Source organism: Mycolicibacterium tokaiense, assembly GCF_010725885.1.
Classification (GTDB): domain Bacteria; phylum Actinomycetota; class Actinomycetes; order Mycobacteriales; family Mycobacteriaceae; genus Mycobacterium; species Mycobacterium tokaiense.
This window is the reverse complement of the sequence record NZ_AP022600.1, coordinates 2,233,161-2,260,083: the sequence shown is the minus strand read 5'-3', so window position 1 is coordinate 2,260,083 and position 26,923 is coordinate 2,233,161. Positions and strand designations below refer to the sequence as shown.

Genomic DNA, 26,923 nt, shown 5'->3' with positions numbered 1-26,923 from the left:
AAAGTGCGCACACCCTGAGACGTTAGCGGCGTTCAGCGCCGGAGAGCACTACGAAGGACAGATGTCACCGGAAGTTCAACTGCGGCGCTGGCGGGCGATCTCGGCAAGCACCACGCCGGCGGCCACCGAGGCGTTCAGCGATTCGGTGGGGCCGGCCATCGGGATCGAGACGATGGCGTCGCAGTGTGCGCGCACCAACCGTGATAGACCCTTGCCTTCGGACCCGACGACCACCACCGTGGGGCCGGTGGCATCGAGCTGGTCCAGCGTGGTGTCACCCTCGGCATCCAGGCCGATGACGGTGAGGCCGGCGTCGGCCCAATCCTTCAGTGTCCGATTGAGATTGGTGGCGCGGGCTACCGGCAACCGGGCAGCGGCCCCGGCACTGGTGCGCCAGGCGACGGCCGTCACCGATGCCGACCGGCGCTGCGGGATCACCACACCGTGCCCGCCGAAGGCCGCCACCGAACGCACGATGGCGCCGAGGTTGCGCGGATCGGAGATGTTGTCCAGCGCGACCAGCAGCGCGGGATGCACGTCGGTTTTGGCGTTGCGCAGCATGTCGTCGGGATGGGCGTAGATGTACGGGGGCACCTGTAGGGCGATGCCCTGGTGCAGCCCGTTGGTGCTCATCCGGTCCAGGTCGGTGCGCGGCACCTCCAGGATCGGGATGCCGGAATCAGCTGCGCGGGTGACGGATTCGGTGAGCCGCTCATCGGCGTCGGCGCCCAGTGCCACGAACAGCGCGGTGGCGGGCACCCCGGCCCGCAGGCACTCGACCACCGGGTTGCGACCGAGCACCATCTCGGTCTCGTCGGTCTTCTTCTGCCGCCCCTGCGCCGATCGGGCGGCCTTGTTGGCCCGCTTGGCGGCGGGGTGGTTGGGACGTTCGTGGGCCGGCGGCGTCGCGCCACGGCCTTCGAGCCCCCGGCGGCGAACACCGCCCGAGCCCACGGTGGGGCCCTTCTTGGTTCCGGCTTTGCGGATTGCGCCGCGCCGCTGCGAGTTGCCCGCCACCTCTAGACCTCTTCTTTTCGGTTGCCGTCCAACAGGGCCCACTGCGGGCCGTCGGCGGTGTCGGTGACGTCGATGCCGGCTTCCTTGAGCCGGTCCCGGATCTGATCGGCAGCCGCCCAGTCGCGGGCCGCCCTGGCCTCGGCGCGGCCGGCCAGCGCCCAGTGCACCAGGACATCCACCGCGGCCAGCGCGGCCGAGGTCTCGTCGCGCAATTCCCAACGCTCGTCGAGGGGGTCGCAGCCGAGGATGCCCATCATGGCCCGGATGGAGGTGGCCGCCGCCATGGCCGCGTCGTGATCACCGGCGTCGAGCGCGCGGTTACCGTCCGCGCGGGTGCTGTGCACCTCGGCCAGCGCCATCGGCACGGCCAGGTCGTCGTCGAGTGCGGCGGCGAACTTCTCGGTCCAGGTCCCGGGGACCACGGCTCCCACCCGGGTGCGGACCCGGTGCAGGAAATCCTCGATGCCGGTGTAGGCCTTCACCGCGTCCTGCAGCGCCACCTCGGTGAACTCGAGCATGGAACGGTAGTGCGCGCTGCCCAGGTAATACCGCAGCTCGGCGGGCCGGACGCGTTGCAGCACAGCCGGAATGGACAACACGTTGCCCAGCGACTTGCTCATCTTCTCGCCGCCCATGGTGACCCAGCCGTTGTGCAGCCAGTACCGGGCGAAACCGTCGCCCGCCGCCCGCGCCTGCGCGATCTCGTTCTCGTGGTGCGGGAAGATCAGATCCATGCCGCCACAGTGGATGTCGAAGTCGGCACCCAGGTACTCGTGGGCCATCGCCACACACTCGGAATGCCATCCCGGGCGCCCGCGCCCCCACGGCGTCGGCCAGGCGGGCTCGCCGGGTTTGGCGCCCTTCCACAGGGTGAAGTCGCGCTGGTCCCGCTTGCCGGTGGCCACGCCTTCGCCCTGATGGACGTCGTCGACGCGGTGCCCGGACAGCGCACCGTATTCGGGGAAGCTCATGACGTCGAAGTACACGTCACCGGCGCCGGTGTAGGCGTGTCCGCCGTCGATCAGCCGCTCGATCAGTTCGACGATCTGGGTGATGTGCCCGGTGGCCCGGGGTTCGGCCGACGGCGGTAGCACTCCGAGCGCGTCGTAGGCGGCGGAGAACGCCCGTTCGTGGGTGGCCGCCCATTCCCACCACGGCCGTCCAGCCGCTGCCGCCTTGGTGAGGATCTTGTCGTCGATGTCGGTGACGTTGCGGATGAAGGACACGTCGAAGCCCTTGGCGAGCAACCAGCGCCGCAGCACGTCGAAGGCCACCCCGCTGCGGACGTGCCCGATGTGCGGCAGCCCCTGCACCGTGGCGCCACACAGGTAGATCGAGACGTGGCCCTCGCGCACCGGGGCGAAGTCACGCACGGCACCGGTCATGGTGTCGTGGAGTCGCAGGCCGGTCACGACGTGCCAGCTTACCGGCCGATTACGCCCCGGCCGTCATCGGCAACACCAGAGCGGTCGCCACCGCGGCCATCCCCTCGCCGCGACCGGTGAGCCCGAGGCCGTCGGTGGTGGTGGCCGACACCGACACCGGCGCGCCCAACAGCTCGGAGAGCAGCCGTTGCGCCTCGTTGCGGCGCGGGCCGACCTTGGGACGGTTGCTGATCACCTGCACCACGGCATTGCCGATCTGGTAGCCGTTTTCGGACAGCAGGGTGCGCACGTGGCGCAGCATGGCCGCGCCCGTCACCCCGGCCCAGCGGGGATCTTCGACGCCGAACACGCCGCCGATGTCGCCCTGCCCGGCCGCCGAGAGCAGCGCGTCGCACAGGGCGTGGGCGGCCACGTCGCCGTCGGAATGGCCGGCGCAGCCGTCAGCGCCGTCGAACAGCAGGCCCAACAGCCAGCAGGGCCGACCGGGCTCGATGGGGTGCACGTCGGTGCCCAAACCCACTCTGGGGATCGTCACGCGCCCACCAGGGCCTCGGCCAGCACCAGGTCCATCGGCGTGGTGATCTTGAAGGCCAGCGGATCCCCCGGGACCGTCTGTACCTGACCGCCGATGCTCTCGACCATGGAGGCGTCGTCGGTGAAGGCACCGGTACGGCCATAGGCGCGACGCAACACGTCGGCGCTGAAGCCCTGGGGTGTCTGCACCGCACGCAGACCTGCGCGCTCGGGGGTACCGAGCACCACGCCGTTGGCGTCGACCGCCTTGATGGTGTCCGCCAGCGGGATCGCGGGCACCACGGCGGTGTGTCCCGCCCGGAGGGCTTCGACCACGCGAGCTATCAGCGCCGGCGGTGTGAGTGGACGGGCGGCATCGTGGACCAGCACCAGATCTGCGTCCGACGCGGCGTCGAGCGCGGCACGGACGGATTCGGTGCGGTCGGCACCACCGGCCACCACGCGGACGTCGAAGTCCGGATGCTTGAGGATCAGCGACGATTCGTCGGTGCGGGTGGGTGGCACCGCCACCACGACGGCGTCCACCACGCCCGATTCCCGCAGACCCGTGATGGCCCGTTCGATCAGGGTGAGCCCGCCCAGATGGACAAAGGCTTTGGGAATTCCGGCCGCCAGCCGTTCACCGGAACCGGCGGCCGGAACTATCGCAACAGTGGACACCGTCAGGACGCGGTGGCCAGAACCTCATCGAGAATGATGTCTGCCTTGGCGTCGTCGGTGTTCTCGGCGAGCGCCAGCTCACCGACGAGGATCTGCCGGGCCTTGGCCAGCATGCGCTTCTCACCGGCGGACAGACCGCGTTCTTGATCGCGGCGCCACAGATCACGAACCACTTCGGCGACCTTGTTCACGTCACCCGACGCCAGCTTCTCGAGGTTGGCCTTGTAGCGACGCGACCAGTTGGTCGGCTCCTCGGTGTGAGGCGCACGCAGGACCTGGAAAACCTTGTCCAGACCTTCCTGTCCGACGACATCACGCACCCCGACGTACTCAGCATTGTCGGCGGGAACACGAACCGTGAGATCGCCCTGGGAGACCTTCAGAACGAGGTATTCCCTCTGCTCGCCCTTGATGGTCCGGGTTTCGATCGCCTCGATCAATGCAGCACCGTGGTGTGGATAGACGACGGTGTCTCCGACCTTAAAAATCATCAGTTTCGAGCCCCTTTCGCCTAGCCAGGATAGCACGGCAGCGAAGCACGCGTGTTCCAACGGTGCAGGTCAGGGGGCACAACCGCCGCCACAGGGGGTTGACAGCGGCCAGAAACCGTGCAACGGGGCGGCGTGGCGGGCGGTCCGCGTGTCGGCCCCGGAGGAGTTCAGCAATGCCCGTCAGGTGATCGTGAACAGCGCGGAAGAACCCTTGGCTACCGCCGCGTGAGCGCACCTACTACTCTGCATAGTCGACATCCGTAGACGATCTCGTGGCGGCCAGCAGCAGGAGGCTCTCAGTGCCGATGGACAGCACCATCAAGAAGACCTTCGGGATCTCCCTGCTCTCGGCGTGCGCCGTCACCGCGCTGGTGGGGTGCGGCGCAGGCCAGATCTCACAGGTGGCCACCCAGGAGCCCGCCATCAACGGCACCGGCGGCACCGTCGAGAGCGTGACGTTGCGCAACGTGCACATCCAGGCCGTGCAGACCACCGACGCACTGGAACCCGGCACCGATGTCGACCTGATCTTCACCGCCACCAACCAGTCGCCCGACACCGCCGATCGTCTGGTGCGCATCACCTCCGACGTGGGCACGGTGACGCTGACCGGCAACACCGAGATCGCTCCCAACGGCCTGCTCGAGGTGGGCATGCCCGATGGTGTCGAGGAGTTGGCTGCGCTCAAGGAGAGCGCCGACGGCGCCGAGGCCACCGTGGCGCTCTCCGAGCCCATCAGCAATGGTTTGACGTACCCGTTCACGTTCACCTTCGAGCGGGCCGGCGACAAGGTGCTCGACGTTCCCATCTCGGCGGGCAACGCCGGACGGCAGGCGGCCACCGGCGTCGGTCCGGGCGAGAGCCACGAGGGCGGGCACTAGGTCGGTCGCCGATGCGGCGACCGAGGAGCCGGGGAGGGCGGGCCGGCCCACCGGCATCAGCTTCACGGCCACGCGTGTCCGACACCTGATGTGTCGGACCCAGCGGATACGGTCACGCCGTGGCTAAAACCGGTGGCACCAAGGCGCGCTCGCAGTACCGCTGTTCGGAGTGCCAGCACGTCATGGCCAAGTGGGTGGGCCGGTGCCCCGAGTGCGGCACCTGGGGCACCGTCAACGAGGCTCCGGTCCTCACGGCCCTCGGCGGCGGTACCCACCGCGCCATCGCCCCCGCGTCGGCCGCCGTGCCCATCAGCGCCGTCGATCCGGCCCGCACCCGGCACGTCGTCACCGGGGTCAGCGAACTCGATCGTGTCCTCGGCGGTGGAATCGTCCCCGGCTCGGTGACCCTGCTGGCCGGTGAGCCCGGGGTGGGCAAGTCCACCCTGTTGCTCGAGGTGGTGAGCCGCTGGGCTCGCTCGGGCCGGCGTGCGTTGTACATCTCCGGCGAGGAGTCGGCCGGTCAGATCCGGATGCGTGCCGAGCGCACGGGCTGCAGCCATGACGAGGTGTTCCTGGCCGCCGAGTCGGACCTGCACACCGTGCTGGCGCACATCGAGGCCGTCAAACCGTCCCTGGTGATCGTCGACTCGGTACAGACGCTGTCCACCACCGACACCGACGGGGTCACCGGCGGGGTCACCCAGGTGCGCGCCATCACCACCGCCCTGACCGGTTACGCCAAGTCCGCAGCGGGTCCCGGGGTGGCGATCATCCTGGTCGGCCACGTCACCAAGGAGGGTGCGATCGCCGGCCCACGCTCGCTGGAGCACCTGGTGGACGTGGTGCTGCATTTCGAGGGTGATCGCAACACCACCCTGCGGCTGGTGCGCGGAGTCAAGAACCGCTTCGGCGCCGCTGACGAGGTGGGTTGTTTTGTGTTGCACGACAACGGAATCGAGTGTGTTGCCGACCCATCGGGCTTGTTCCTGGACCAGCGTCCCGAGCCGGTTCCCGGCACGGCTGTCACCGTCGCCCTCGACGGCAAGCGGCCGTTGATCGGTGAGATCCAGGCGCTCATCGGGCAGGAGGCGGCCTCGCCCCGGCGGGCGGTCAGCGGGATCGACCAGTCGCGGGCCGCCATGATCGCCGCGGTCCTGGAGGCCCGGGCCGGGTTGAGCATCGGCAGGCGCGACATCTACCTGTCCACCGTCGGCGGTATGCGCCTGACCGACCCCTCGGCCGATCTCGCGGTGGCCATGGCCATGGCCACGTCCTACGCCCAGACCTGCCTGCCGGCGTCCACCATCGTCTTCGGGGAGGTGGGTTTGGCCGGGGATCTGCGCCGGGTCACCGGGATGGACCGCCGCCTGGCCGAGGCGTCACGGCTGGGCTTCACCCGGGCGATCGTCCCGCCGGGTGCCATGCCACCGAAGAACAAGGGCATCAAGAACATGCACATCCTCGAGGCGTCCACCGTCAGCGCCGCCCTGCGGGCCATGTTCAACATCGCCGTCCAGCCGTCCAGCAAACCCCTGGAGGTACGCATGGGTGCGCGGCCGGACCTCAAAGTGGTGGACGGTGGCACACGAGTCGACGGCACAGGCGACAATGACTTCCTGTGACGCCGACCAACAAGCCGACACTGCGTGAGACAGTCGGGCGCCTGGCGCCCGGCACCGCGCTGCGCGACGGTTTGGAACGCATCCTGCGCGGCCGCACCGGGGCGCTGATCGTGCTCGGGTACGACGACAGCGTGGAGGCCATCTGCGACGGTGGCTTCGCCATCGACGTCCGCTACGCGCCCACCCGGCTGCGCGAACTGTCGAAGATGGACGGCGCGGTGGTGCTGTCCTCCGACGGCAGCCGGATCATGCGGGCCAACGTGCAGCTGGTGCCGGACCCGTCGATCCCCACCGACGAATCGGGCACCCGGCACCGCTCGGCGGAACGTTCGGCCATCCAGACCGGGTATCCGGTGATCTCGGTCAGCCACTCGATGAGCATCGTCACGGTGTACGTCGCCGGCGAGCGGCACGTGGTGGCGGACTCGGCGACCATCCTGTCGCGGGCCAATCAGGCCATCGCCACCCTGGAGCGCTACAAGACCCGGCTCGACGAGGTGAGCCGGCAGCTGTCCACCGCGGAGATCGAGGACTTCGTGACACTGCGGGACGTGATGACGGTGGTGCAGCGACTCGAGATGGTGCGGCGGATCAGCCAGGAGATCGACAACGACGCCGTGGAACTCGGTACCGACGGCCGGCAGCTGCGGCTGCAGCTCGAGGAATTGCTGGGTGGCAATGACACCGCCCGCGAGCTGATCATGCGCGACTACCATGCCAACCCCGAACCGCCGACCAAGGCGCAGGTGGCCAGCACCCTCGACGAGCTGGACACCCTGTCGGACACCGAGCTGCTGGATTTCACGGCGCTGGCGCGGGTGTTCGGCTATCCGTCCACCGCGGAGGCGCAAGACATCTCGCTTGCCGCCCGGGGGTACCGCGCCATGGCCGGCATCCCGCGACTGCAGTTCGCCCACGTGGACCTGCTGGTCCGGTCGTTCGGATCGCTGCAGGGGCTGCTGGCCGCCAGCGCCACCGACCTGCAGCAGGTGGAGGGCATCGGCGCCATGTGGGCCCGCCACGTTCGGGAGGGGCTCTCCCAGCTCGCCGAGTCGACGATCGCCGACCGGCTGGCTTAGCCGATCAGCCGACCGGGGCGGGCGCCGGAGCCTGCGCAGGCCCCGGCAGCGGACCCACCGGTGCCGGCACGCCCGCCGGCGGCGCGTTGGGATCGGCCATGATGAACGGCACGGTGGCCGACCGCAGGTTGCCCAACTGAACCACCAGGTTGTAGGTACCGGGACCGATCGGCTGACGGGGCAGCGGGCACTGCGGCTCGGAACCCATCCCGGTCCAGGTCACCTCGGTGGTGACTTGCTCGCCCGGGGCGAACGTCTTGACCAGGGTTTCGTTGGACGGCGCGCAGTCCAGGTTGGACCACAGCCGCTGGTTGTCCAGTGAGTAGACGTAGGCAGCCAGCACGGCAGCGCCGACGTCGCGCTGACAGGCCACCAGACCGATGTTGGTGACGACCATGGTGAACTTCGGCTGGTCGCCCATCGCGTACTGGGGCTGGCTGGTGATGCCCTTGACGGCCAGCGTGGAATCCGGGCAGTCCTCGCCCTCCTGCAGCACCGGCGGCGGCACGACCGCCACGGTGGGCGTCGGCGTGGCCGCCGGGGCGTCCACCGCCGGTGGCACGACCGGCGACTTCACCTCGGGAGTGGGCGTGGGCGCCAGCGGTCCCTGAGCGGTGTTGGGCTGGTCGTCGGCGGTGTTCTGCGGCTCGGAGGACCCGCCGCTGGTCACCACGACAAGGACGATCGCCACCACGACGACGATGACAAAAACCGCGATACCCAGAGCCAACGCCCGGCGTCGGCGATAGATCTCCGGCGGGAGTTGGCGGGGAGGTTCGGTTTCCAGCACTCAATCACGGTAAGGCCAGGTCACCGCGAGGTGTCCGACCTCGGTCGGCGTGTCGTCTCCCGGGAATTCGGGTGTCGGTGTGCTATTCGCCGATCTCGCCGAGATGGGTGCGCAAGGCCACCTTCCCGTCGGCGAGGTGATAGGTCAGGCCGACGATGGCCAGCGTGCCGTCCTTGATCCGCTCCGAGATCAGGGTGGAGCGTCCCATCAGCTGCGCCCCGGTCTCCACGACGTGGCGCGCCTCGAACTCGTCCACCCGGCTCAGTCCGTCCCTGCGTCCGAGCAGGATCGAGGGCGTGACGCGCTCGACCACGTCGCGGATGTAACCGCCGGGCACCGAGCCCTCGTCGAGCGCGGTGATGGTGGCTTTGACGGCGCCGCAGCTGTCGTGTCCGAGGACCACGATCAAGGGCACGTTGAGCACCCCCACCGCGTACTCGATGGAGCCGAGCACCGCGGAGTCGATGACGTGTCCGGCGGTGCGGACGACGAACATGTCGCCGAGCCCCTGATCGAAGATGATCTCGGCAGCCACGCGGCTGTCGGCGCACCCGAACACCACGGCCGTGGGCCGCTGCTCCAGAGTGAGGCTGGCTCGGTGCTCGATGCTCTGGCTGGGGTGCTGCGGTTCGCCGGCGACGAACCGCTCGTTACCCTCCTTGAGTGCCTTCCAAGCGTTCACTGGACTGGTGTTCGGCATGGGACACATTGTGCACGGGACATGCGAGCGCGCTGCGGTGAGTATCGATCCCCGGGAAGTGGTGGGCTGGTTCGACCGCGTGCGCCGTGATCTGCCGTGGCGGCGACCCGAGGTCAGCGCCTGGCAGATCCTGGTCAGCGAGTTCATGTTGCAGCAGACGCCGGTGGCCCGGGTCGAGCCGATCTGGCGGGACTGGATCGCCCGCTGGCCCACTCCGTCGGCGACCGCCGCTGCCGGCGCCGCCGACGTGCTGCGGGCGTGGGGCAAGCTCGGCTATCCCCGCCGGGCCAAACGGCTGCACGAATGTGCGACGGTGATCGCCGCCGAGCACGGCGACGTGGTGCCCGAGGACGTCGAGGTGTTGCTCACCCTGCCCGGGGTAGGCAGCTACACCGCGCGGGCCATCGCCTGCTTCGCCTATCAGCAGTCGGTGCCGGTGGTCGACACCAATGTCCGCCGGGTGGTGGCGCGGGCCGTGCACGGGTTGGCCGACGCCGGCAACCCGTCGGCGAAACGCGATGAGGCCGACGTGGCGGCACTGCTGCCCGACGACGACACCGCGCCGCGGTTCTCGGCCGGGCTGATGGAGTTGGGCGCGCTGGTGTGTACCGCGCGCAACCCGAAGTGCGGTGTCTGTCCGCTGTCGCACTGTGCTTGGCGCACAGCGGGTTTCCCACCGTCGACCGCCCCGGTCAAGAAGGTGCAGAAGTACGCCGGAACCGACCGGCAGGTGCGGGGGCGGCTGATGGACGTGCTGCGCGCCAGCGACGCCCCGGTGACGCGGGCGCAACTGGACGTGGCGTGGCTGACCGACACCGCGCAGCGCGACCGGGCACTGGATTCACTGCTGGTGGACGGGCTGGTGGAGCAGACCGAGGACGGCCGGTTCGCGCTGGCCGGCGAAGGCGCCGATGCGGGTGCGGGAGCACCCTCCAGCGGAGCGAGGGGGCGGATGCAGCCGCTGAGAAGCCGAGCAGACAACAGCGAAGGCTAGGCGGTGGCCTGGCAGTCCTCGCAGGCGAAGCGGCGACGGTAGTCCGACGGCGTGATGCCGATGACCCGGCGGAAGTGGTGTCGCAGCAGGGTGGCGGTGCCGAAACCGGCCCGGTCGGCGATCCGGTCGATGTCCAGGTTGGTCTCCTCGAGCAGGCGACGGGCGTAGAGGACCCGCTGATCGGTCACCCACTGCATCGGGGTGCGCCCGGTCTCCTCGACGAACCGGCGCGCGAAGGTGCGGGCCGACATGTGCGCCCGGTTGGCCAGTGACGCCACCGTATGCGGCTTCTGCAGATTGGCCATGATCCAATCCAGCTGCGGCGCAAAGCCTTCGGAATGACTGACCGGGATGGGCTGATCGATGTACTGGCGCTGTCCGCCGTCGCGCTGGGGCGGCACCACCATACGCCGGGCGATGGTGTTGGTGGCCGCGCTGCCGATCTCGCGGCGCACCAGATGCAGGCAGGCGTCGATACCGGCTGCGGTGCCCGCGCTGGTGATCAGGTTGCCGTCGTCGACGAAGAGCACGTTGCGGTCCACCCGCGCGGTGGGATAGCGCCGCGCCAACTCATCGGCGTGCATCCAGTGCGTGGTGCAGGGCCGGCCGTCCAGCAGACCGGCCGCCCCGGCCACGAACGCGCCCGAGCACACCGTCAGGATGATCGATCCGCTGTCGGCGGCAGCCCGCACCGCATCGAGAGCCTCCTGCGGATACTCCGCGGCGGCGATGGCCGGGATGGCCACCAGGTCGGCCCCCTGCAGCGCGTCGAAATCGTATTCGGGGGTCATCGTGGCCCCCACCGACATACGCAGTGGCCTGCCCACCTCCGGACCGCAGATCTTGAAGTCGAAATTCGGCACGCCCTGCGCGGAACGGTCGATTCCGAACACCTCGGCGACGACGCCGAACTCGAAAGGGGCCACGCCGTCCATCACCAGCGCCGAGACACTTCTGATCATGGCAGCATCTTATCTCCCGTCGGCAGTGCTGCCACTGTTTACCGGATATTGACGTCCGCACACTTACTGCCATGAGCTATCTACTCCTCGTGATCCTGCTGCTGGCGCCGTTCGCCGTGACAGCCGCGCTGGCCGCCTGGGCCCACCGCGACGGCCACCTGCGCTGGCATCTGGACCAGTTCCGGTTCAGCGCGCCCATGGTGGGGCGGTTGTTCGACGACGATCCGGTGCGGTCGGAGTTCGAGCGGCACCCCTGCTGGCCCGTCTCAGGCGCCCTGGGTGAGCGCCGATAGGAAATCCTCGACGGCCCGGCGGTAGGCCTGCGGCGCATCGTCGTGAACGAGATGTCCCGCCTGCGGTATCAACAGGTACTCGGTCCGGTGCCCGGTCTGCTGCATACGACGCATCTGCCCGGGCGGGGCCACCGAGTCTCCCGCTTCGATCAGCAGGACCGGAGCCTGCACCCCAGCCCACTGCTCCCAGTAGTCCCGGCGCCCCCATTCGGCGGCGATCTCCACCCAGCGTTCGACGTGACCGTGCAACCGCCACCCGGTGGAGGTCCGGTCGAAGGCCTCCAGGAAGTAGCGACCCGCCACATCGCCGAAGACTGCCGAAACCGCCTGTGCGTCGGCGAATTCGACGGGCAGGGAGAGCAACCAGGGCTCCCACGGTCCGGTGGTCCGGCCGCGGAAGTCCGGCGCCATGTCCTCGACCACCAGCGCCGACACCAACTCGGGCCGCTGGGCGGCCAGGCACCAGCTGTGCAGCGCCCCCATCGAATGACCGATCAACCGGGCCGGTGCGCCCAGCGCCGCCACGGCCTCGCCGAGGTCGTCGACAAACATCTCGGTGCTGACCGGATACCGGTCGGCGACGTCGCGCCCCCGGTGCCACGGGGCGTCGTAGGTGTACACCGCGCCGTGGCGCGACAGCCAGGGCCACTGCCGCGACCAGGTGGCACCACGCCCCATCAACCCGTGCACCAGCACCAGCGGATCGCCGCGCCCACCCCGGTATGTCAACGGTTCAGTCGTCATAGCCCAGGCGGTAGCCTAGCGCCATGTCCGTGGTGAAGATCAACGCAATCGAGGTACCCGCCGACGCCGGGCCGGAGCTGGAGAAGCGCTTCGCCCACCGCGCGCATGCCGTCGACAACCAGCCCGGTTTCCTGGGGTTCCAGCTCCTGCGCCCGGTCAAGGGCGAGGACCGCTACTTCGTGGTTACGCAGTGGGAGTCCGAAGAGGCGTTCCAGGCGTGGGCCACCGGCCCCGCGGTCGACGCCCACAAGGGCCAGCAGACCAAGCCGGTGGCCACCGGCGCCTCGCTGCTGGAATTCGAGGTTGTTCTCGACGTTGCCGCCACCAAACCGTAGTTCGCTGGCGCTGCTGGGCGCCGCCGTCCTGACCGCCTCGGTGGTCAGCGGCTGCACTCCCAGCTCGACGCCGTCGGCCAACGCCGGGGACGCCGGTGTGCGCATCAGCACCGGCACCCCGCAGGGTGTCCGTGCCCAGCAGATCATGGACATGCTCAACTCGGGCTGGCCCATCGGACCCGACGGAACGAGGACACTGGCCGACCCGGATCTGGTCGAGTACGTCTGGCTGACTATGGATTCCATGTGGTACGACCGGCCCTACACCCTGGCCGGTGTCGACTACGGTGCCGGCACGGCCAAGCTGCGACTGGTCACGTCCTACGGCGGCCGCCAGGACATCGAGATCCGGGTCGACCAGGACTCCACCTTGCTGGACCGGTTCCGGGTCACCAACCAACCGCCGCAGATCGATTCCTGGGACGACGTGGACGCCGCCCTGTCCAAGATCGGCGGCAAGTACTCCTACCGGGTCTCGAAGGTCAACAACGGTCGCTGCGTGCAGGTCGCGGGCAGCAACACCGCCGAAACCCTGCCGCTGGCATCGATTTTCAAGACCTACGTGCTGTACGCCGTGGCGGATGCGGCACGCGCGGGCACCCTGTCGTGGGACGAGGAACTGACCATCACCAGCGAGGCCAAGGCCGTGGGATCGTCGGGCTTCGACAAGTTGGCGCCGGGATCGCGGGTCCCGGTGCGACTGCTGGCCGAGAAGATGATCGCCAACAGCGACAACATGGCCACCGATCTGCTGATCGACCGGGTGGGCCACCAGGCGGTCGAGCGCGCGCTGGCCAGCACCGGGCACCACGATCCGGCGAGCATGACCCCCTTCCCCACCATGCACGAACTGTTCTCGATCGGATGGGGCAAGCCGGACGTGCGCGAAGAGTGGCGCAATGCCACCCCGGCGCGTCGCGCCGAGCTGTTGGAGGCGACGAATTCGCGCCCCTATCAGCCGGATCCGACCCGCAACACCTCGCCGGCGTCGGCGTTCGGCGCCGAGTGGTACGGCAACGCCGAGGACATCTGCCGAGTCCATGCCGCCCTGCAGCAGATCGCGCTGGACCCCGCTGCCGCACCGGTGCGCGACATCATGTCCGCCATCCCAGGGATCGACCTGGACCCGCAGCAGTGGCCCTACATCGGCGCAAAAGCCGGCAACCTGCCCGGTGATCTGACCTTCAGCTGGTATGCCGAGGACCGCACCGGCCAGGGCTGGGTGGTGAGTCTGCAGACCAACTTCCCCCGCTTCCACGGACCGGGGACCGCGGGCTGGTTGATGTCGGTGATCAAGCCGATGTTCGCGATGATCGAGCCCTGAATAAAATTCGAGCGTGGACAATCGGGAGACGGTCACCGACGACGAGCCGGTGGTCACGCAGCCACCGCCCGATCGGGTAGCGCTGGCCGCCGCCTACCTGCCCGCCATCCTGGACAGTGCCGACACCCTGGCCACCGACTTCTACTCGACGCTCATGCAGCGCGATGAATCGCACCGCTATCTGAACAACGACGACGTGCAGACCCGGCTGAAGGCCGAACTGGTGCGCTGGCTGCACCAGGTGTTCTCCGCCGAGGCTTTCGCCGACGTGGCCACGTTCGAGGCACGCCAGCATCAGATCGGCCACATCCACGCCCGGCTGCGCATCCCGATCCACCTGGTGAACCTGGCGGCCGCCCGCCTGCGCATCCAGATCTCCGAGCTGGTGCGCGCCCGGACGGACCAACCATGGGCCGACCGCTACGACGTCATGCGGTTCCTGGACGAGTGGATCGACGGTGCCATCACCGCGATGACCCGCTCCGGCATCCGGCGCATCGTCGACCGCACCCGACTCGAGGAGTCCTACCGCCTCTTCGCCTTGGACCAGGACATGAACCTGGAGCGGGAGCGGCAGCGGTCCAGTCTGCTGGAGTGGTCCCAGTCCACCCTGTTCGCCGCGGTCAACGGTGCGGTCGACACCGGGCCCGGGCCCCTGTCGCTGGCCACCTTCGGGCGCTGGATCCGTCACCGCGCCGAGCTGATGTTCGGGACCGCGCCCCAACTGCGGGAGATCAGCGAGGCCATCACCCACGTCGACAGCGTGCTGCTGCCGGCGGTGCACGCGGCCGACCGCGGCGACCGCGGCGACGCGCTGGCGGCCCTGGGTGCGCAGGTGGAGGCGATCTTGGCGCTGCTCGGTGACATGTTCGCCGGGCTGTCCGAGCTCGAGGTGGGCCGCGACGCGCTGACCCGCACGCTGAACCGGCGGTTCCTGCCGTCGATCCTGTTGCGCGAGATCGGTTTTGCGGCCAGAACCGGAATGAGTCTGTGCGGCTTGATGATCGATGTGGACAACTTCAAGGACATCAACGACGCGCACGGCCACCACGCCGGCGATGCAGCCCTGCGGACACTGGCCACGATCCTGGCCGACAACGTCCGCTCCACCGACTTCGTGTTCCGCTACGGCGGCGAGGAGTTCTTCGTCCTGCTGGTCGAGACCGATCTGCGCGACAGCATCTCCACCGCCGAAGCCATCCGCACCGCTGTCGCCGAGACACCGATCATGTCCAACCAGACCCGGATGATCGTCACGGTCTCGATCGGCGTGGCCGCCCACGACGGGCACCCCGACCCCGACGAATTGGTCAGGCGGGCCGACACCGCGCTGGCACGGGCCAAACGCGACGGACGCAACCGGGTGGCCATCCGGTAGGGGTTCACGTCACCCGCAACGTCCACGCATGGCCGCGGAAGTGCAGCACGCTGACGGATGCGGGGCCAATGTCGATGCGCCAGAACGATTTCGGTGGCGCGTCCAGCGTGACAAGGACAGCGGCCCGGATGACCGCCGGATGGGTCACCGCGACGATCCGGCCCCGCTGCACGCTCACTGCGTCCAGCCAGCGTCGCACCCGGACCATCAGATCCACCACCGATTCGCCCCCGTGCGGGGCCGCACCGGCGTCGGTGAGCCACAGCGCCAACTCCGCCGGGTCCACCCGGCCCAGATGATCACCGCGCCAGCGCCCGTGATCGAGATCGGCCAGGTCGGGTTCGGTGCGCGGCTGCAGACCCAACAGCTCGGCGGTCTGGCGGGCCCTCTTCTCGGGCCCGCACGCCGCGCTGTCCGCCGCGTCGAGGTCGATCCCGGACTCGACCTGCCGGATGCCGAGCGCGTTGAGTGGCTCGTCGGTGGGGAATCGCCCGGCTGACATCGCCTCCGTCATGCCGTGGGACACGAGCGTCAGCCGGACGACCTCACTCACTACCGCAGCGCGTCCTGCCGCTTACCGTCCAGCAGCCTGGACACCAGCGCGGCGAACACCAGTCCGATGGCGGCGTAGATCACCACCTGGGTCCCCAGGGAGTACAGCCGGAACTCGTAGAGCACGTCGGCCGGAAAGCCCTCGTAGACGATGACACCCGCGTCGTCGACCAGCGGACCCGGCGTCTCGTCGATGGTCGGCAGGATGAGCATCACCACGGCCACCGCCGCGAGGTAAGCGGCCCCGGCTGCCAGCGTTGCGTTCCAGATCCCGAACTTCGGCACCCAGCTGCGACCCAGCAGCACCGCACCGACCAGCAGGGCCCCGGAGAGCACCACCATCGCCAGATACAGCAGGGTGCGCTGCTGGATGGTCTCGTCCAGGCTCAGCGCCGGCGGGCTCGCCGGATACTTCAGCGCTGGGACGATGTACAGGCTGAGCAGCATGCCGCCCGCAATGTACAGCGACAGCAGCCGGGCCGAGACGTCGCCGACGCGGCCATAGGCCACCGCGAACACCACCGCGAACAGCGCGGCGATGGCCAGGCTGAACAGCAGCACACCCAGGCCCATCCCGATGTTCATCTGGACGGACCGGGTGAACCCGCCGCCGTCGGCACCGTGACTGTGAGCGGCCACCCCGGCCGCGTTCTCCATGGCCTCGTGGGCGGCGCCGATGCCGTCCTCGTATGCGATGGCCTGCTCGATCTGCGGTTCCACGAAGATCCGCGCGAACACGAAGGCCAGGATGCCGGCCACGAACCCTGCCAGCACGCCGCGCCCGATGATCTGCTTTTCCATATTCACTTGTCCCCCGGCACTCAGTGGCAGGGGAAGCCGAGGAGGTGGCGCGCGTCGTGCACGAACTCGTGGATGGCGGTGTTGGCGCCGAATACCGACGTCGCCCCCTGGTCCATGCCGATGAAATAGAGCACCAGCAGAGCGAAGAACGCCGTCAGCGACAGCCACAGCGCCGCCTTGGTGGCCGAGAAATCGATGGCCGGAGCTTTGCCCCGGTGAGCCTCTGGTGAAGTCATTCTCACGGTTCCTTTCAGGGATTTCGCGTCCCAGGTGTGGTGACGGAGTCGGGTCTGACTGTCAACAGTGGCGCGACCGTTCTGGATTCTCACCAGATTCCTCGTCCGTCGATTACATCGCACATCCTAAGCACCCGGTGGCTCTTTCGTGAGCCACTGCCCCGTACAGATGCGAAACGGCCGGCCACCCGAAGGTGACCGGCCGTCTCACGAACCGTTGAACTACTCGGCGGCGGTCGCCGCCAGATCAGGCTCGGCAGCCGTCTTCGGCGCACCGTGGAAGGTGAACCGAGCGTCTTCCCCGGCCCCCTCGCCGTCCCAGTTCTCGACGTCGACGGTGACGTTCTGGCCGGGACCGACCTCGTCGAAGAGGATCTTCTCCGAGAGCTGGTCCTCGATCTCGCGCTGGATGGTGCGACGCAGCGGCCGCGCGCCCAGCACCGGGTCGAAACCACGCTTGGCCAGTAGCGACTTGGCCCTGGGCGTCAGCTCCATGGTCATGTCCTTGGCCGCGAGCTGCTTGCCGACCCGGCCGATCATCAGGTCCACCATCGCGATGATCTCGTCCTGAGTCAGCTGGTGGAAGACGATGATGTCGTCGATGCGGTTGAGGAACTCCGGCCGGAAGTGCTTCTTGAGCTCGTCGTTGACCTTGAGCTTCATCCGCTCGTAGTTGTTCTCACCGCCACCCGAGGAGAAGCCGAGGCCCACCGCCTTCGAGATGTCGGAGGTGCCCAGGTTCGAGGTGAAGATCAGCACGGTGTTCTTGAAGTCGACCGTGCGACCCTGGCCGTCGGTGAGACGACCGTCCTCCAGGACCTGCAACAGGGTGTTGTAGATCTCCTGGTGTGCCTTCTCGATCTCGTCGAACAGCACCACCGAGAACGGCTTGCGGCGCACCTTCTCGGTGAGCTGGCCGCCCTCTTCGTAGCCGACGTACCCGGGAGGGGCACCGAACAGCCGCGACGCGGTGAAGCGGTCGTGGAACTCGCCCATGTCGATCTGGATGAGCGCGTCGTCGTCGCCGAACAGGAAGTTGGCCAGCGCCTTGGACAGCTCGGTCTTACCCACACCGGACGGGCCGGCGAAGATGAACGAACCGGACGGACGCTTCGGGTCTTTCAGGCCGGCGCGGGTGCGGCGGATGGCCTTGGAAACAGCCTTGACCGCGTCTTCCTGACCGATGATCCGCTTGTGCAGCTCGTCTTCCATGCGGAGCAGACGGGTGGTCTCCTCCTCGGTGAGCTTGAAGACCGGGATGCCGGTCCAGTTGCCCAGCACCTCGGCGATCTGCTCGTCATCGACCTCGGCGACCACATCGAGATCACCGGAGCGCCACTGCTTCTCGCGCTCGGCGCGCTGCGCCACCAGCTGCTTCTCGCGGTCGCGGAGGTTCGCGGCCTTCTCGAAGTCCTGGGCGTCGATGGCCGATTCCTTCTCCCGGCGGGCATCGGCGATCTTCTCGTCGAACTCGCGCAGGTCTGGCGGAGCGGTCATCCGGCGGATGCGCATCCGGGCACCGGCCTCGTCGATCAGGTCGATCGCCTTGTCCGGCAGGAACCGGTCGTTGATGTAGCGGTCGGCCAAGGTGGCCGCGGCGGCGATGGCACCGTCGGTGATCGAGACCCGGTGGTGTGCCTCGTAGCGGTCGCGCAGACCCTTGAGGATCAAGATGGTGTGCTCGACCGTCGGCTCGCCCACCTGCACCGGCTGGAAGCGGCGTTCCAGGGCGGCGTCCTTCTCGATGTACTTGCGGTACTCGTCGAGGGTGGTGGCGCCGATGGTCTGCAGCTCACCGCGGGCCAGCTTCGGCTTCAGGATCGAGGCGGCGTCGATGGCCCCCTCGGCCGCACCTGCACCCACGAGCGTGTGCAGCTCGTCGATGAACAGGATGATGTCGCCGCGGGTGTTGATCTCCTTGAGCACCTTCTTGAGGCGCTCCTCGAAATCACCGCGGTAGCGGCTGCCCGCCACCAGGGACCCGAGGTCCAGGGTGTAGAGCTGCTTGTCCTTCAGCGTCTCTGGCACGTCGCCGTGCACGATGGCCTGGGCCAGGCCCTCCACCACGGCGGTCTTGCCGACGCCGGGCTCACCGATCAGCACCGGGTTGTTCTTGGTGCGCCGGCTCAGCACCTGCATGACGCGCTCGATTTCCTTCTCACGGCCGATGACCGGATCGAGCTTGCCTTCCATGGCGGCGGCGGTGAGGTTGCGGCCGAACTGGTCGAGGACCAGTGACGTCGACGGATTGCCCGCCTCGCCACCGCGGCCACCGGTGCCGGCCTCGGCGGTCTCCTTGCCCTGGTAGCCGGACAGCAGCTGGATGACCTGTTGGCGCACCCGCGTCAGCTCGGCTCCCAGCTTGACCAGCACCTGGGCAGCCACGCCCTCACCCTCGCGGATCAACCCGAGCAGGATGTGCTCGGTGCCGATGTAGTTGTGGCCGAGCTGCAGCGCCTCACGCAGCGACAGCTCGAGCACCTTCTTGGCGCGGGGGGTGAACGGAATGTGACCGGACGGCGCCTGCTGACCTTGGCCGATGATCTCTTCGACCTGACTGCGCACTCCCTCCAGGGAGATGCCCAGCGACTCGAGCGACTTGGCGGCTACGCCCTCGCCCTCGTGGATAAGTCCCAACAGGATGTGCTCGGTACCGATGTAGTTGTGGTTCAGCATCCGGGCTTCTTCTTGAGCCAGGACGACGACCCGACGGGCACGGTCGGTGAATCTCTCGAACATCCGTGTTTACCTGCTCTCCTTGACTAGGCGGGCGCCAACGCGGCGAGCGCACAGCACCTGCTGTCCACTGTAGTGGGCGGCTGCCTGAGGTGCTTGACCTTGGGTGCCTACCTTGTGGACGCATCAGAGCAACGTAGGGAATCCCGGATTCGTTTCCCGTGGTCGCGACAGCGCGCTTCGCCGCTAGCGAAAGCGGTGCACAAACCCCGTTACGTGGCCGCGTGGAACGCGTCGATGACGTCGGCGGGGATGCGGCCGCGCGTCGACACGTTGTGTCCGTTGCGGCGGGCCCACTCCCGGATGGCGGCGCTCTGCTCGCGGTCGATGGCACCGCGCCCCTTGCCGGGAGCGGTGGCGCGGCCGCGGCGGCGGCCCCCGACGCGACGGCTGGCCTCCACCCACGGCTTGAGCGCATTACGCAGCTTTGTGGCGTTTTTATTCGAGAGGTCGATCTCGTATGTCACGCCATCGATCGCGAATTCGACAGTTTCGTCGGCGGCACCCTCACCATCAAAATCATCGACCAAGGTGACGGTTACTTTTTTCGCCATTCGCTCTCAGAACCCTTCTAGAAGTCGACCCGCGCCCGGGTGCGCCGCGATTGGCGAGCTACCCGTGAGTATTCAATCTGCCACAGCAATCTACCATTCACCAACTCCGCCGCAGTCGACTTTGCAGATCGGCGGCTAGCTCTGCCGTCGGACAATCGGGAACAAAACCGTCTCACGAATGGACAGCCCGGTTAAGGCCATCAACAGGCGATCGATACCCATTCCCGTTCCGGTGGTGGGCGGCATCGCATATTCCATGGCGGCCAGAAAATCCTCGTCCAGCACCATCGCCTCGTCATCACCGGCCGCGGCGGCACGCGCCTGGGCGGCGAATCGCTCGCGTTGCACGATCGGATCGATCAACTCCGAATAGCCCGTGGCCAATTCGAATCCGCGGACATAGAGGTCCCACTTCTCCGTGACTCCAGCGATGCTGCGGTGTTGCCTGGTCAGAGGTGTTGTCTCGACCGGGAAGTCGCGGACGAACGTCGGGGCCCACAGATGGTCGCCAACCAGGTGCTCCCACAATTCCTCGACCAACTTGCCGTGACCGTAGCCCTTGTCCCTGGGCAGTTCGAGCTCGAGCCGCTCCGCAATTGCCCACAGTTCGTCGGCGGGAGTTTCCGGTGTGATCTCCTGGCCCAGCGCCTCCGACAGGGAGGGGTACATCGAAATCGATGTCCAATCCCCGTCGATATCGTAGATGCTGCCATCGGGCAGTGGCAGTTGCCGGGTTCCGATGGCCGCGTCGGCGACTTCCTGAATTACTTCGCGGGTGACGACCGCGGAATCGTCATAAGTTCCATATGCCTGGTATGTCTCGAGCATCGAGAATTCCGGGGAATGCGTGGAATCCGCGCCTTCGTTTCGGAAGTTCCGATTCAGCTCGAACACCTTGTCCAGCCCACCAACGACGCACCGCTTCAAAAACAGTTCGGGGGCGATACGCAGATACAGATCTGCGTCGAGGGCGTTGGAGTGGGTGACGAACGGCCGGGCAGCCGCCCCGCCGGCCTGGGTCTGCAGCATCGGTGTCTCGACTTCGAGGAAGTCGCGCCGCTCCAACGCCGACCGCACCGCCCGAACCACGGCGATGCGCTGGCGGGCCACCGTGCGGGCCTGGGGGCGGACGATGAGGTCGACGTAGCGCTGACGTACCCGGGACTCCTCGTTCATCTCCTTGTGCGCCACCGGCAGTGGCCGCAAAGCCTTGGCGGCCAGGTTCCAGCTGTCTGCGAGCACCGAGAGTTCCCCGCGCCTCGAGCTGATCACCTCACCCTGGACGAAGACGATGTCGCCGAGGTCGACGTCGCTCTTCCAGGCGTCCAGGGACTCCTGCCCCACCTCGTTGAAACTGATCATCACCTGCAGGTGGGTGCCGTCACCGTCCTGCAGCGTGGCGAAACAGAGCTTGCCGGAATTGCGCGCGAACACCACCCGGCCCGCCACCCCGACGACGTCGCCGGTGGCGGTGTCGGCCGCCAGCTCCGGATAGGCGGCGCGGATCTGCGCCAGGGTGTGGGTGCGCCTGACCTCGACGGGATAGGGGTCCACCCCCGCGGCGAGCAGACGTTCCCGCTTGGCCTGTCGGATCCGGAACTGTTCGGGGAGGTCGTCGGAGTCGTCGGCGGGGTCGATGTCTGCAGAGCTCACGACGGTCCAGCTTAAATGAACGGGTGAACCCGCCCATCGACGCCGCAGCCGTAGCCGCCCTCGCCGACCGACCGGTCGACCCGCGGTTCAAGGGCCTGCCCGCAGCGTGGGCGGGGCGTACGCCCGCCGAGATCGTGGCGGCGGCGCCGGATCTGTTCATCGACGGCCCGCTGGCACCGGTGTGCGTCCTGGACGAGCCTGCGCTGTCGCACAATCTGGCGGCCATGGCCCGGTGGTGTACCGAGCACGGTGTGCAGCTGGCTCCGCACGGCAAGACCCACATGTCACCACAGCTGCTGGCCCGTCAGTTCGCCGCCGGCGCCACCGCGGTGACCGCTGCGACCATCAGTCAGGTGCGCATCTACCGCGCGTTCGGCGTGCGGGAGGTGATTCTGGCCAATCAGTTGGTGGATCCGGCCGGATTGCGTTGGCTGGCAACCGAACTCGACACCTATCCGGAATTCCGGGCGGTGTGCTGGGTGGATTCGGTCGCCGGGGTGGCGCTGATGGACCGCGAGCTGGCCGGGACCGCGCGGCGACTCGACGTGTGCGTCGAGGTGGGGGCAAGCGGCGGCCGGACCGGGTGCCGCAGCGCGGCCGACGCGGACGCGGTGGCGCGGGCGGTGTCGGCGTCGGCGCAGCTGCGCCTGGTGGGGGTGGCCGGATACGAAGCGGCACTGGGGCAGGACGTCTCCGAACCGGCCCGCTCCGTGATCGCCGGCTACCTGTCGACGCTGCGCGATGCCGTGGTGCGACTGGCCCCGCTGATCCAGGCCGACGACATCCTGGTCACCGCCGGGGGCAGCACGCATTTCGACCTGGTGGCCCAACTGCTCACCCGGTGGCCGGCGGGCCTGCGGGTGCGCACAGTCCTGCGCAGCGGCTGCTACCTCACCCATGACGAGGGCCTGTACCTGCGGAGCTCACCGCTGACCCGCCACGACCCCGCGGGACTGCGACCGGCACTGAGTGTGTGGGCCCGAGTCCTGTCCGCCCCGGAACCCGGTCTGGTCCTGGCCGGCCTGGGCCGCCGCGACGTGTCCTTCGACGCAGGCCTGCCGGTGCCGCACACACCGGCGGGGGCACAGGTGAGCGCCCTAAACGACCAGCACGCCTTCGTCCGGGTGCCCGCCGACGCCGCGCCCGCGGTGGGCGACTGGATGCAGTTCGGCATCTCGCACCCCTGCACCACCTTCGACAAGTGGCCGATGATCCCGGTGCTCGACGCCGAACATCGCGTGGTGGATCTGGTGCGAACCTTCTTCTGAATCGGCGACCGAGCTAGGTGGCCGAACGCAGTTTGCGTTGGTGGTCCCGGTTGCGCTCGTACACCAGCCGCAGTCCGTCGAGGGTCAGGTGACGGTCCAGCACGGCCTCGGTGCGCAGATCGGGCAACAGCAGCGGTGCCGTGTGCCCGGTGGCCACCACCACCACGTCGTTACCCCCGAAACCCTCGATGTCACTGCGGATCCGGCCGATCAATCCGTCCACCAGACCGGCGAAACCGAACACCGCACCGGACTGCATGCACTCCACGGTGTTCTTGCCGATGACCGAACGCGGCCGGGTGAGCTCCACCCGGCGCAGCGCCGCCGACCTGGCGGCCGCGGCGTCGGAGGACACCTGGATACCCGGGGCGATGGCTCCGCCGAGGAACTCCCCCTTGGCCGACACCACGTCGACACAGATCGACGAGCCGAAGTCCACCACGATGGCCGGTCGCTGGTGCTTGTGAAATGCGGCCAGACAGTTGACGATCCGGTCGGCACCCACCTCTTTCGGATTGTCCACCAGCAACGGCACGCCGGTACGGATACCGGGCTCGATCAGCACATGGGCGACCGTCGGCCAGTACTGGCCCAGCATCACCCGGACCTCGTGCAGCACCGACGGCACCGTGGACAGGCTGACCACCCCCGTGAGCTGATCGGAGTCGTCACCGATCAGCCCGTCGATCGTCAACGCCAGCTCGTCGGCCGTCACCTCGGCTTCGGTACGGATCCTCCAGTGCTGGACCACTTTTGCATGGTCCCCGGAACCGGCGATGAGGCCGACGAAGGTGTGGGTGTTGCGAACGTCGATGGCCAGCAGCACGTCAGTTCCTCCAGGGCAGTTCGCGGTGCTGATCGGCCCCGGCGTACTCACCCTGGGCGCCGGCGGCGTTGCCCAGTTCGATCGCGATGTTGTCCAGCAGTCGAGTGCCGCCCAACCGACCCGCGATCAGCATCCGGCCGGTGCCGGGAGCCGGGTTCTTCTCCAGCCAGGTGCCGCGCACCTCCAGGTAGTCGACGTCGATCGCCGGCACCTCGTCGAGCACCGCCCGGGCGGAGTCGATGGCCGCCTCGGCACCGCCGGAGGCGGCATACATGCCCGCCAGCAGAGCCGCCGACAGCGCCCCGGCCTGCTCGCGTTGCTCGGCGTCGAGATAGCGGTTGCGCGAGGACATGGCCAGCCCATCGGCTTCGCGCACGATCGGTACTCCCACGATGCGGGTGTCGACGTTCAGATCGGCGACCATCTGCCGGATCAGCACCAGTTGCTGGTAGTCCTTCTCCCCGAAGAACGCCCGGTCCGGCCCCACGATCTGCAGCAATTTCAGCACCACGGTCAGCATGCCGGCGAAATGGGTTGGCCGCGAAGCTCCTTCGAGCTCAGCGCCGAGCGGACCCGGGTGCACCGACGTGCGCGGACCATCCGGGTACATCAGCGCAGCAGTCGGGGTGAAGGCGATCTCGACGTCCTCGCCGCGCAGCAGTTCGAGGTCCGCGTCGAGGGTGCGCGGGTAGGCGTCGAGATCTTCGCCGGCGCCGAACTGCAGTGGGTTGACGAAGATGGACACCACCACCACTGCGCCCGGCACCTTCTTGGCCGCGCGCACCAACGACAGGTGCCCGTCATGCAGGGCGCCCATGGTGGGCACCAGCATGATCCTGCGGCCGATGTGCCGCAGGGCCTTGGTCACATCGGTCACCGCCTGCGGCGCGGTGTAGACGTTGAGCTGGCCGGCCGTGAACGCCGGCGGTTTCGCCATCACCTGTTGAGCACCTCGAATACCTCCTCGGGGGCGTGTGCCCGGTGCGCGGTGCGCAGCGACATCACGCGATAGGCCTGTGCCAGTTCGGGATCGACTTCGGCCAGCGCGGACAGGTGGGCCTTGATCGCCGCGGCGTCGCCGCGCGCCACCGGGCCGGTGAGGGCGGCCTGACCCCGCTGCAGGGTGTTCTCCAGTGCCGCCCGGGCCAGCGGGGCAATCACCCGCTCGGCCAGCCCGCCCGGCTGTTCGACCACCAGTTCCTGGCCCAGCAACTCCTGGCCGGCGATGGCCGCCCGCAGGGCTTCCAGCGCGTCGGCGAGCACGGTGACCAGGTGGTTGCTCGCATGCGCCAGCGCCGCGTGATAGAGCGCACGGGCGTCCTCGCGGACCCGGAAGGGCTCCCCACCGACCTCGAGCACCAGCGACGCGGCGATGGCATAGCCGATCTCATCGGCCGCAGTGATCCCGAAGCACGTGCCCGGCAGACGGTCGATGTCCTCGTCTGCCCCGGTGAAGGTCATGGCCGGGTGGATGGCCAGCGGCACACAGCCCTGCGCCGCCAGCGGTGCCAGCACGCCCACGCCGTTGGCGCCGGAGGTGTGCACCACGATGGCGCCGCGTGACACCGCCGACGTGGCGGCCAGGCCGGCCACCAGAGCGGCGAGTTCGGTGTCGGGCACCGCCAGGATCAACAGCTCGGCCGCACGGGCGACGTCGTCGACCGGCAGCACGGGGGTATCGGGCAACCGACGTTCAGCACGCAGGCGCGACGCGCTCGAGATGCCGCTGCAGGCGACGACCACGTGCTCGGCGCTCTCCAGCGCGACGCCGAGTGCGGTACCGACCCGGCCGGCGGAGATGATGCCGACCTTGAGCCGGGCCGGGCGCAACCCGTTGGGGGTCCCCATGCTGGCAAAGGTTAGTCCCACCCGAGCGGCGAGTGGGAATCAGTCCTCTCGTCTGCGGCGACGGCCACCGCTACCGGTGTTGGCTGCCTGCAGCCTGGCCAGCAGTTCGGCCACCGACTGCCCGCCGGAGGCGCTCTCGTCCTCGGAATCCGGGCCACGGTGTCGCGACGGCGGTGCGGTGGGTACCTCCGCTGCCGGCGCGTAGTGCCGTCCGCGGGGCACCTCGGGTCCGGCGTCGGCGTCATCTGCACCGCCGGTGCCGGAATGCCGGCCACGGCGTGGCGGCTCGGGGGTGTGCTCGGGCTGCGGCTCAGGCGGAGCTTTCTGCACGGGCGGCGCGGGCGGGACCTGCGGCTCGGGGGGAGCTTTCTGCACGGGCGGAGCCTTCGGCTCGGGCGCGGGGGTGGGTGCGCTCTGCTGAGTCGGCGGCGCCTGCCTCGGAACGGGCCGGGGCGCCTGACGTTCCTGCTGACGTTCCTGCGGCGGGGCCGGCCTCGGAGTCGGCGGGGGTGGTGCGGAGACCTGCGGCGGCGGCCCGGGCCGCACCGGCGGGATCCACGTGGTCTCATCGCTCAAGCGCCGGTGCGAACCGCGGTAGCCGTCCTCGGGCCCGCGCGACTGCTGCGTCAGCGGCTCCTCGGGAACGTCGATGATCGGGCTCTCGGCGGGTTCAGGAGGGGTTTCGGGGTAGATCCGGCTGCTGGCCACCCGGTCCGGCTTGGGCGGTTGATAGCTGCGGTCGGTCTCCAGCGCCGGGCGGTGCGCCAGGTCGGTGTCGAACAGGATCTCCAAATTCGTTCTCAGAGCGGCTAATTCGGCACGCAGCGCGGCCACCTCATCGGCCTGCTGCGCGCGCAGCTCGGCAGAGAGTTCGCGGCGCAGATGCGCCTCCACGCTCAGCTCGTATTCGCGCCGCGCCGAGATCTCCCGGTCCAACTGCAGGTCGTAGACGTGCTTGAGGTCTCGGACCTTGGCCGCATCGGTGTCACTCTGGCGCCGGTAGATCACGGATACGAAGGCCGCCACCACCGCGGCCCACAGCGCGAGAAGAACCGCCAGACGCAACAACTCGACACGATCGGTGAACACCAGTGCGCAGCTGGCCCCGATGGCCAGGATCAGCAACACCGTCAGTAGTGCCCAGCCCGGCCTGCGGCCGCCGCGCCGAGCCCGGGCGCCGCGGGACAGAACGGTCATGGGGCGACTGTACCCGTGCCAGGTCATCCAGCGTGTCGCCGCGCGCGGCGATTCGCCGCGGTT

At 68.5% G+C, this 26,923-nt stretch carries 28 protein-coding genes; 9 read left to right on the top strand and 19 right to left on the bottom strand.

The window, feature by feature from the left end:
• Nucleotides 1-75 precede the first annotated feature (75 nt).
• From rlmB to carD, 5 genes are read right to left on the bottom strand one after another with little or no spacing between them, the layout of a single operon-like run.
• A complete protein-coding gene (gene rlmB, locus G6N58_RS10855) occupies nt 76-1,017 on the bottom strand; it encodes a 23S rRNA (guanosine(2251)-2'-O)-methyltransferase RlmB (RefSeq protein WP_068914716.1) in 942 nt (313 codons plus the stop codon).
• A gap of 2 nt (nt 1,018-1,019) precedes the next feature.
• Nucleotides 1,020-2,429 carry a cysteine--tRNA ligase gene (cysS, locus tag G6N58_RS10850; RefSeq protein ID WP_068914715.1) on the bottom strand — a complete coding sequence of 470 codons (1,410 nt, stop codon included), beginning with the start codon at nt 2,427-2,429 and terminating at the stop codon, nt 1,020-1,022.
• A gap of 22 nt (nt 2,430-2,451) precedes the next feature.
• Nucleotides 2,452-2,937, bottom strand: a complete 486-nt coding sequence (gene ispF, locus G6N58_RS10845; RefSeq protein ID WP_115278703.1) for a 2-C-methyl-D-erythritol 2,4-cyclodiphosphate synthase — start codon at nt 2,935-2,937, stop codon at nt 2,452-2,454.
• Nucleotides 2,934-3,596 (bottom strand): 2-C-methyl-D-erythritol 4-phosphate cytidylyltransferase, encoded by a 663-nt coding sequence (gene ispD, locus G6N58_RS10840; protein ID WP_068914713.1) that lies wholly within the window; start codon nt 3,594-3,596, stop codon nt 2,934-2,936. The genes ispF and ispD overlap by 4 nt, the downstream gene beginning before the upstream one ends.
• A 2-nt stretch (nt 3,597-3,598) precedes the next feature.
• Entirely contained in the window at nt 3,599-4,087 is a 489-nt protein-coding gene (carD, locus tag G6N58_RS10835) for an RNA polymerase-binding transcription factor CarD (protein WP_068914712.1), read from the bottom strand.
• A gap of 305 nt (nt 4,088-4,392) precedes the next feature.
• Between carD and G6N58_RS10830 the strand changes: the two genes are divergently transcribed.
• The 3 genes from G6N58_RS10830 to disA all read left to right on the top strand — a co-directional run bounded on the left by G6N58_RS10830 (nt 4,393) and on the right by disA (nt 7,669).
• Complete coding sequence (locus G6N58_RS10830) at nt 4,393-4,968, top strand: copper chaperone PCu(A)C domain-containing protein (protein WP_068919472.1); 576 nt, start codon at nt 4,393-4,395, stop codon at nt 4,966-4,968.
• Between the two features lie 182 nt (nt 4,969-5,150).
• Complete coding sequence (gene radA, locus G6N58_RS10825; protein ID WP_232068097.1) at nt 5,151-6,590, top strand: DNA repair protein RadA; 1,440 nt, start codon at nt 5,151-5,153, stop codon at nt 6,588-6,590.
• The gene (gene disA / locus G6N58_RS10820) at nt 6,587-7,669 is read left to right on the top strand and encodes a DNA integrity scanning diadenylate cyclase DisA (RefSeq protein WP_068914711.1); all 1,083 of its coding nucleotides are present in this window, start codon (nt 6,587-6,589) and stop codon (nt 7,667-7,669) included. The genes radA and disA overlap by 4 nt, the downstream gene beginning before the upstream one ends.
• Nucleotides 7,670-7,673: 4 nt before the next feature.
• Here disA and G6N58_RS10815 read toward each other — a convergent pair whose 3' ends face one another.
• Together G6N58_RS10815 and G6N58_RS10810 are read right to left on the bottom strand one after the other, a co-directional pair.
• Nucleotides 7,674-8,459, bottom strand: coding sequence for a hypothetical protein (locus G6N58_RS10815; protein ID WP_115278705.1), 786 nt, complete (start codon nt 8,457-8,459; stop codon nt 7,674-7,676).
• 82 nt (nt 8,460-8,541) lie between these two features.
• Nucleotides 8,542-9,159: a carbonic anhydrase gene (locus G6N58_RS10810; RefSeq protein ID WP_068914709.1), complete on the bottom strand. Its 618-nt coding sequence runs from the start codon at nt 9,157-9,159 to the stop codon at nt 8,542-8,544.
• A gap of 37 nt (nt 9,160-9,196) precedes the next feature.
• Between G6N58_RS10810 and G6N58_RS10805 the strand changes: the two genes are divergently transcribed.
• On the top strand, nt 9,197-10,153 hold the full coding sequence (locus G6N58_RS10805; RefSeq protein WP_174904645.1) for an iron-sulfur binding domain-containing protein: 957 nt from the start codon (nt 9,197-9,199) through the stop codon (nt 10,151-10,153).
• On the opposite strand, the gene G6N58_RS10800 is transcribed toward G6N58_RS10805, so the two are convergent.
• A complete protein-coding gene (locus G6N58_RS10800) occupies nt 10,150-11,115 on the bottom strand; it encodes a GlxA family transcriptional regulator (RefSeq protein ID WP_115278707.1) in 966 nt (321 codons plus the stop codon). The genes G6N58_RS10805 and G6N58_RS10800 overlap by 4 nt on opposite strands.
• 71 nt (nt 11,116-11,186) lie before the next feature.
• Here G6N58_RS10800 and G6N58_RS10795 point away from each other — a divergent pair, with 71 nt between their 5' ends.
• A complete protein-coding gene (locus tag G6N58_RS10795; protein ID WP_068914707.1) occupies nt 11,187-11,408 on the top strand; it encodes a hypothetical protein in 222 nt (73 codons plus the stop codon).
• On the opposite strand, the gene G6N58_RS10790 is transcribed toward G6N58_RS10795, so the two are convergent.
• Nucleotides 11,382-12,152 (bottom strand): alpha/beta fold hydrolase, encoded by a 771-nt coding sequence (locus G6N58_RS10790; protein WP_115278708.1) that lies wholly within the window; start codon nt 12,150-12,152, stop codon nt 11,382-11,384. The two genes, G6N58_RS10795 and G6N58_RS10790, sit on opposite strands and share 27 nt — an antisense overlap.
• A 23-nt stretch (nt 12,153-12,175) precedes the next feature.
• Here G6N58_RS10790 and mhuD point away from each other — a divergent pair, with 23 nt between their 5' ends.
• From mhuD to G6N58_RS10775, 3 genes are read left to right on the top strand one after another with little or no spacing between them, the layout of a single operon-like run.
• Complete coding sequence (mhuD, locus tag G6N58_RS10785) at nt 12,176-12,487, top strand: mycobilin-forming heme oxygenase MhuD (RefSeq protein WP_068914705.1); 312 nt, start codon at nt 12,176-12,178, stop codon at nt 12,485-12,487.
• Nucleotides 12,468-13,811 (top strand): serine hydrolase, encoded by a 1,344-nt coding sequence (locus G6N58_RS10780; protein WP_232067818.1) that lies wholly within the window; start codon nt 12,468-12,470, stop codon nt 13,809-13,811. The genes mhuD and G6N58_RS10780 overlap by 20 nt, the downstream gene beginning before the upstream one ends.
• 13 nt (nt 13,812-13,824) lie before the next feature.
• On the top strand, nt 13,825-15,189 hold the full coding sequence (locus tag G6N58_RS10775; protein ID WP_115278709.1) for a GGDEF domain-containing protein: 1,365 nt from the start codon (nt 13,825-13,827) through the stop codon (nt 15,187-15,189).
• 4 nt (nt 15,190-15,193) lie between these two features.
• Here G6N58_RS10775 and G6N58_RS10770 read toward each other — a convergent pair whose 3' ends face one another.
• The 6 genes from G6N58_RS10770 to lysS form a co-directional block, all read right to left on the bottom strand.
• Nucleotides 15,194-15,742, bottom strand: coding sequence for a histidine phosphatase family protein (locus G6N58_RS10770; protein WP_068914702.1), 549 nt, complete (start codon nt 15,740-15,742; stop codon nt 15,194-15,196).
• Nucleotides 15,742-16,542 (bottom strand): CbtA family protein, encoded by an 801-nt coding sequence (locus G6N58_RS10765; RefSeq protein ID WP_115278710.1) that lies wholly within the window; start codon nt 16,540-16,542, stop codon nt 15,742-15,744. Before G6N58_RS10765 ends, G6N58_RS10770 begins: the two co-directional genes overlap by 1 nt.
• A 20-nt stretch (nt 16,543-16,562) precedes the next feature.
• A complete protein-coding gene (locus G6N58_RS10760) occupies nt 16,563-16,778 on the bottom strand; it encodes a CbtB domain-containing protein (RefSeq protein WP_115278712.1) in 216 nt (71 codons plus the stop codon).
• Nucleotides 16,779-17,000: 222 nt separating this feature from the next.
• Nucleotides 17,001-19,517, bottom strand: a complete 2,517-nt coding sequence (gene clpC1, locus G6N58_RS10755; protein WP_068914699.1) for an ATP-dependent protease ATP-binding subunit ClpC — start codon at nt 19,515-19,517, stop codon at nt 17,001-17,003.
• A 209-nt stretch (nt 19,518-19,726) separates the two neighbouring features.
• Complete coding sequence (gene lsr2 / locus G6N58_RS10750; RefSeq protein ID WP_068914698.1) at nt 19,727-20,068, bottom strand: histone-like nucleoid-structuring protein Lsr2; 342 nt, start codon at nt 20,066-20,068, stop codon at nt 19,727-19,729.
• Nucleotides 20,069-20,203: 135 nt separating this feature from the next.
• Nucleotides 20,204-21,706 (bottom strand): lysine--tRNA ligase, encoded by a 1,503-nt coding sequence (gene lysS, locus G6N58_RS10745; protein WP_068919471.1) that lies wholly within the window; start codon nt 21,704-21,706, stop codon nt 20,204-20,206.
• Nucleotides 21,707-21,744: 38 nt separating this feature from the next.
• Between lysS and G6N58_RS10740 the strand changes: the two genes are divergently transcribed.
• Nucleotides 21,745-22,989 (top strand): alanine racemase, encoded by a 1,245-nt coding sequence (locus G6N58_RS10740; protein WP_115278716.1) that lies wholly within the window; start codon nt 21,745-21,747, stop codon nt 22,987-22,989.
• Nucleotides 22,990-23,002: 13 nt separating this feature from the next.
• Here the strand turns inward: G6N58_RS10740 and G6N58_RS10735 are convergent, their stop codons facing one another.
• The 4 genes from G6N58_RS10735 to G6N58_RS10720 are packed head-to-tail and all read right to left on the bottom strand — an operon-like array spanning nt 23,003 to nt 26,860.
• Entirely contained in the window at nt 23,003-23,815 is an 813-nt protein-coding gene (locus tag G6N58_RS10735) for a type III pantothenate kinase (RefSeq protein WP_115278718.1), read from the bottom strand.
• Between the two features lies 1 nt (nt 23,816).
• Complete coding sequence (gene panC, locus G6N58_RS10730; RefSeq protein ID WP_115278719.1) at nt 23,817-24,752, bottom strand: pantoate--beta-alanine ligase; 936 nt, start codon at nt 24,750-24,752, stop codon at nt 23,817-23,819.
• Complete coding sequence (locus G6N58_RS10725) at nt 24,752-25,663, bottom strand: Rossmann-like and DUF2520 domain-containing protein (protein ID WP_068919470.1); 912 nt, start codon at nt 25,661-25,663, stop codon at nt 24,752-24,754. Before G6N58_RS10725 ends, panC begins: the two co-directional genes overlap by 1 nt.
• Before the next feature lie 39 nt (nt 25,664-25,702).
• Nucleotides 25,703-26,860 (bottom strand): DUF6779 domain-containing protein, encoded by a 1,158-nt coding sequence (locus G6N58_RS10720; protein WP_172544987.1) that lies wholly within the window; start codon nt 26,858-26,860, stop codon nt 25,703-25,705.
• Nucleotides 26,861-26,923 lie beyond the last annotated feature (63 nt).

Excerpts from the sequence above, each read along its gene's own strand:
- carD (WP_068914712.1), bottom strand. The coding sequence starts at position 4,087 with ATGATTTTTAAGGTCGGAGACACCGTCGTCTATCCACACCACGGTGCT.
- G6N58_RS10830 (WP_068919472.1), top strand. The coding sequence starts at position 4,393 with ATGGACAGCACCATCAAGAAGACCTTCGGGATCTCCCTGCTCTCGGCG.
- radA (WP_232068097.1), top strand. The coding sequence starts at position 5,151 with ATGGCCAAGTGGGTGGGCCGGTGCCCCGAGTGCGGCACCTGGGGCACC.
- G6N58_RS10810 (WP_068914709.1), bottom strand. The coding sequence starts at position 9,159 with ATGCCGAACACCAGTCCAGTGAACGCTTGGAAGGCACTCAAGGAGGGT.
- G6N58_RS10800 (WP_115278707.1), bottom strand. The coding sequence starts at position 11,115 with ATGATCAGAAGTGTCTCGGCGCTGGTGATGGACGGCGTGGCCCCTTTC.
- G6N58_RS10795 (WP_068914707.1), top strand. The coding sequence starts at position 11,187 with ATGAGCTATCTACTCCTCGTGATCCTGCTGCTGGCGCCGTTCGCCGTG.
- G6N58_RS10790 (WP_115278708.1), bottom strand. The coding sequence starts at position 12,152 with ATGACGACTGAACCGTTGACATACCGGGGTGGGCGCGGCGATCCGCTG.
- mhuD (WP_068914705.1), top strand. The coding sequence starts at position 12,176 with ATGTCCGTGGTGAAGATCAACGCAATCGAGGTACCCGCCGACGCCGGG.
- G6N58_RS10765 (WP_115278710.1), bottom strand. The coding sequence starts at position 16,542 with ATGGAAAAGCAGATCATCGGGCGCGGCGTGCTGGCAGGGTTCGTGGCC.
- G6N58_RS10760 (WP_115278712.1), bottom strand. The coding sequence starts at position 16,778 with ATGACTTCACCAGAGGCTCACCGGGGCAAAGCTCCGGCCATCGATTTC.
- clpC1 (WP_068914699.1), bottom strand. The coding sequence starts at position 19,517 with ATGTTCGAGAGATTCACCGACCGTGCCCGTCGGGTCGTCGTCCTGGCT.
- lsr2 (WP_068914698.1), bottom strand. The coding sequence starts at position 20,068 with ATGGCGAAAAAAGTAACCGTCACCTTGGTCGATGATTTTGATGGTGAG.
- panC (WP_115278719.1), bottom strand. The coding sequence starts at position 24,752 with ATGGCGAAACCGCCGGCGTTCACGGCCGGCCAGCTCAACGTCTACACC.
- G6N58_RS10725 (WP_068919470.1), bottom strand. The coding sequence starts at position 25,663 with ATGGGGACCCCCAACGGGTTGCGCCCGGCCCGGCTCAAGGTCGGCATC.
- G6N58_RS10720 (WP_172544987.1), bottom strand. The coding sequence starts at position 26,860 with ATGACCGTTCTGTCCCGCGGCGCCCGGGCTCGGCGCGGCGGCCGCAGG.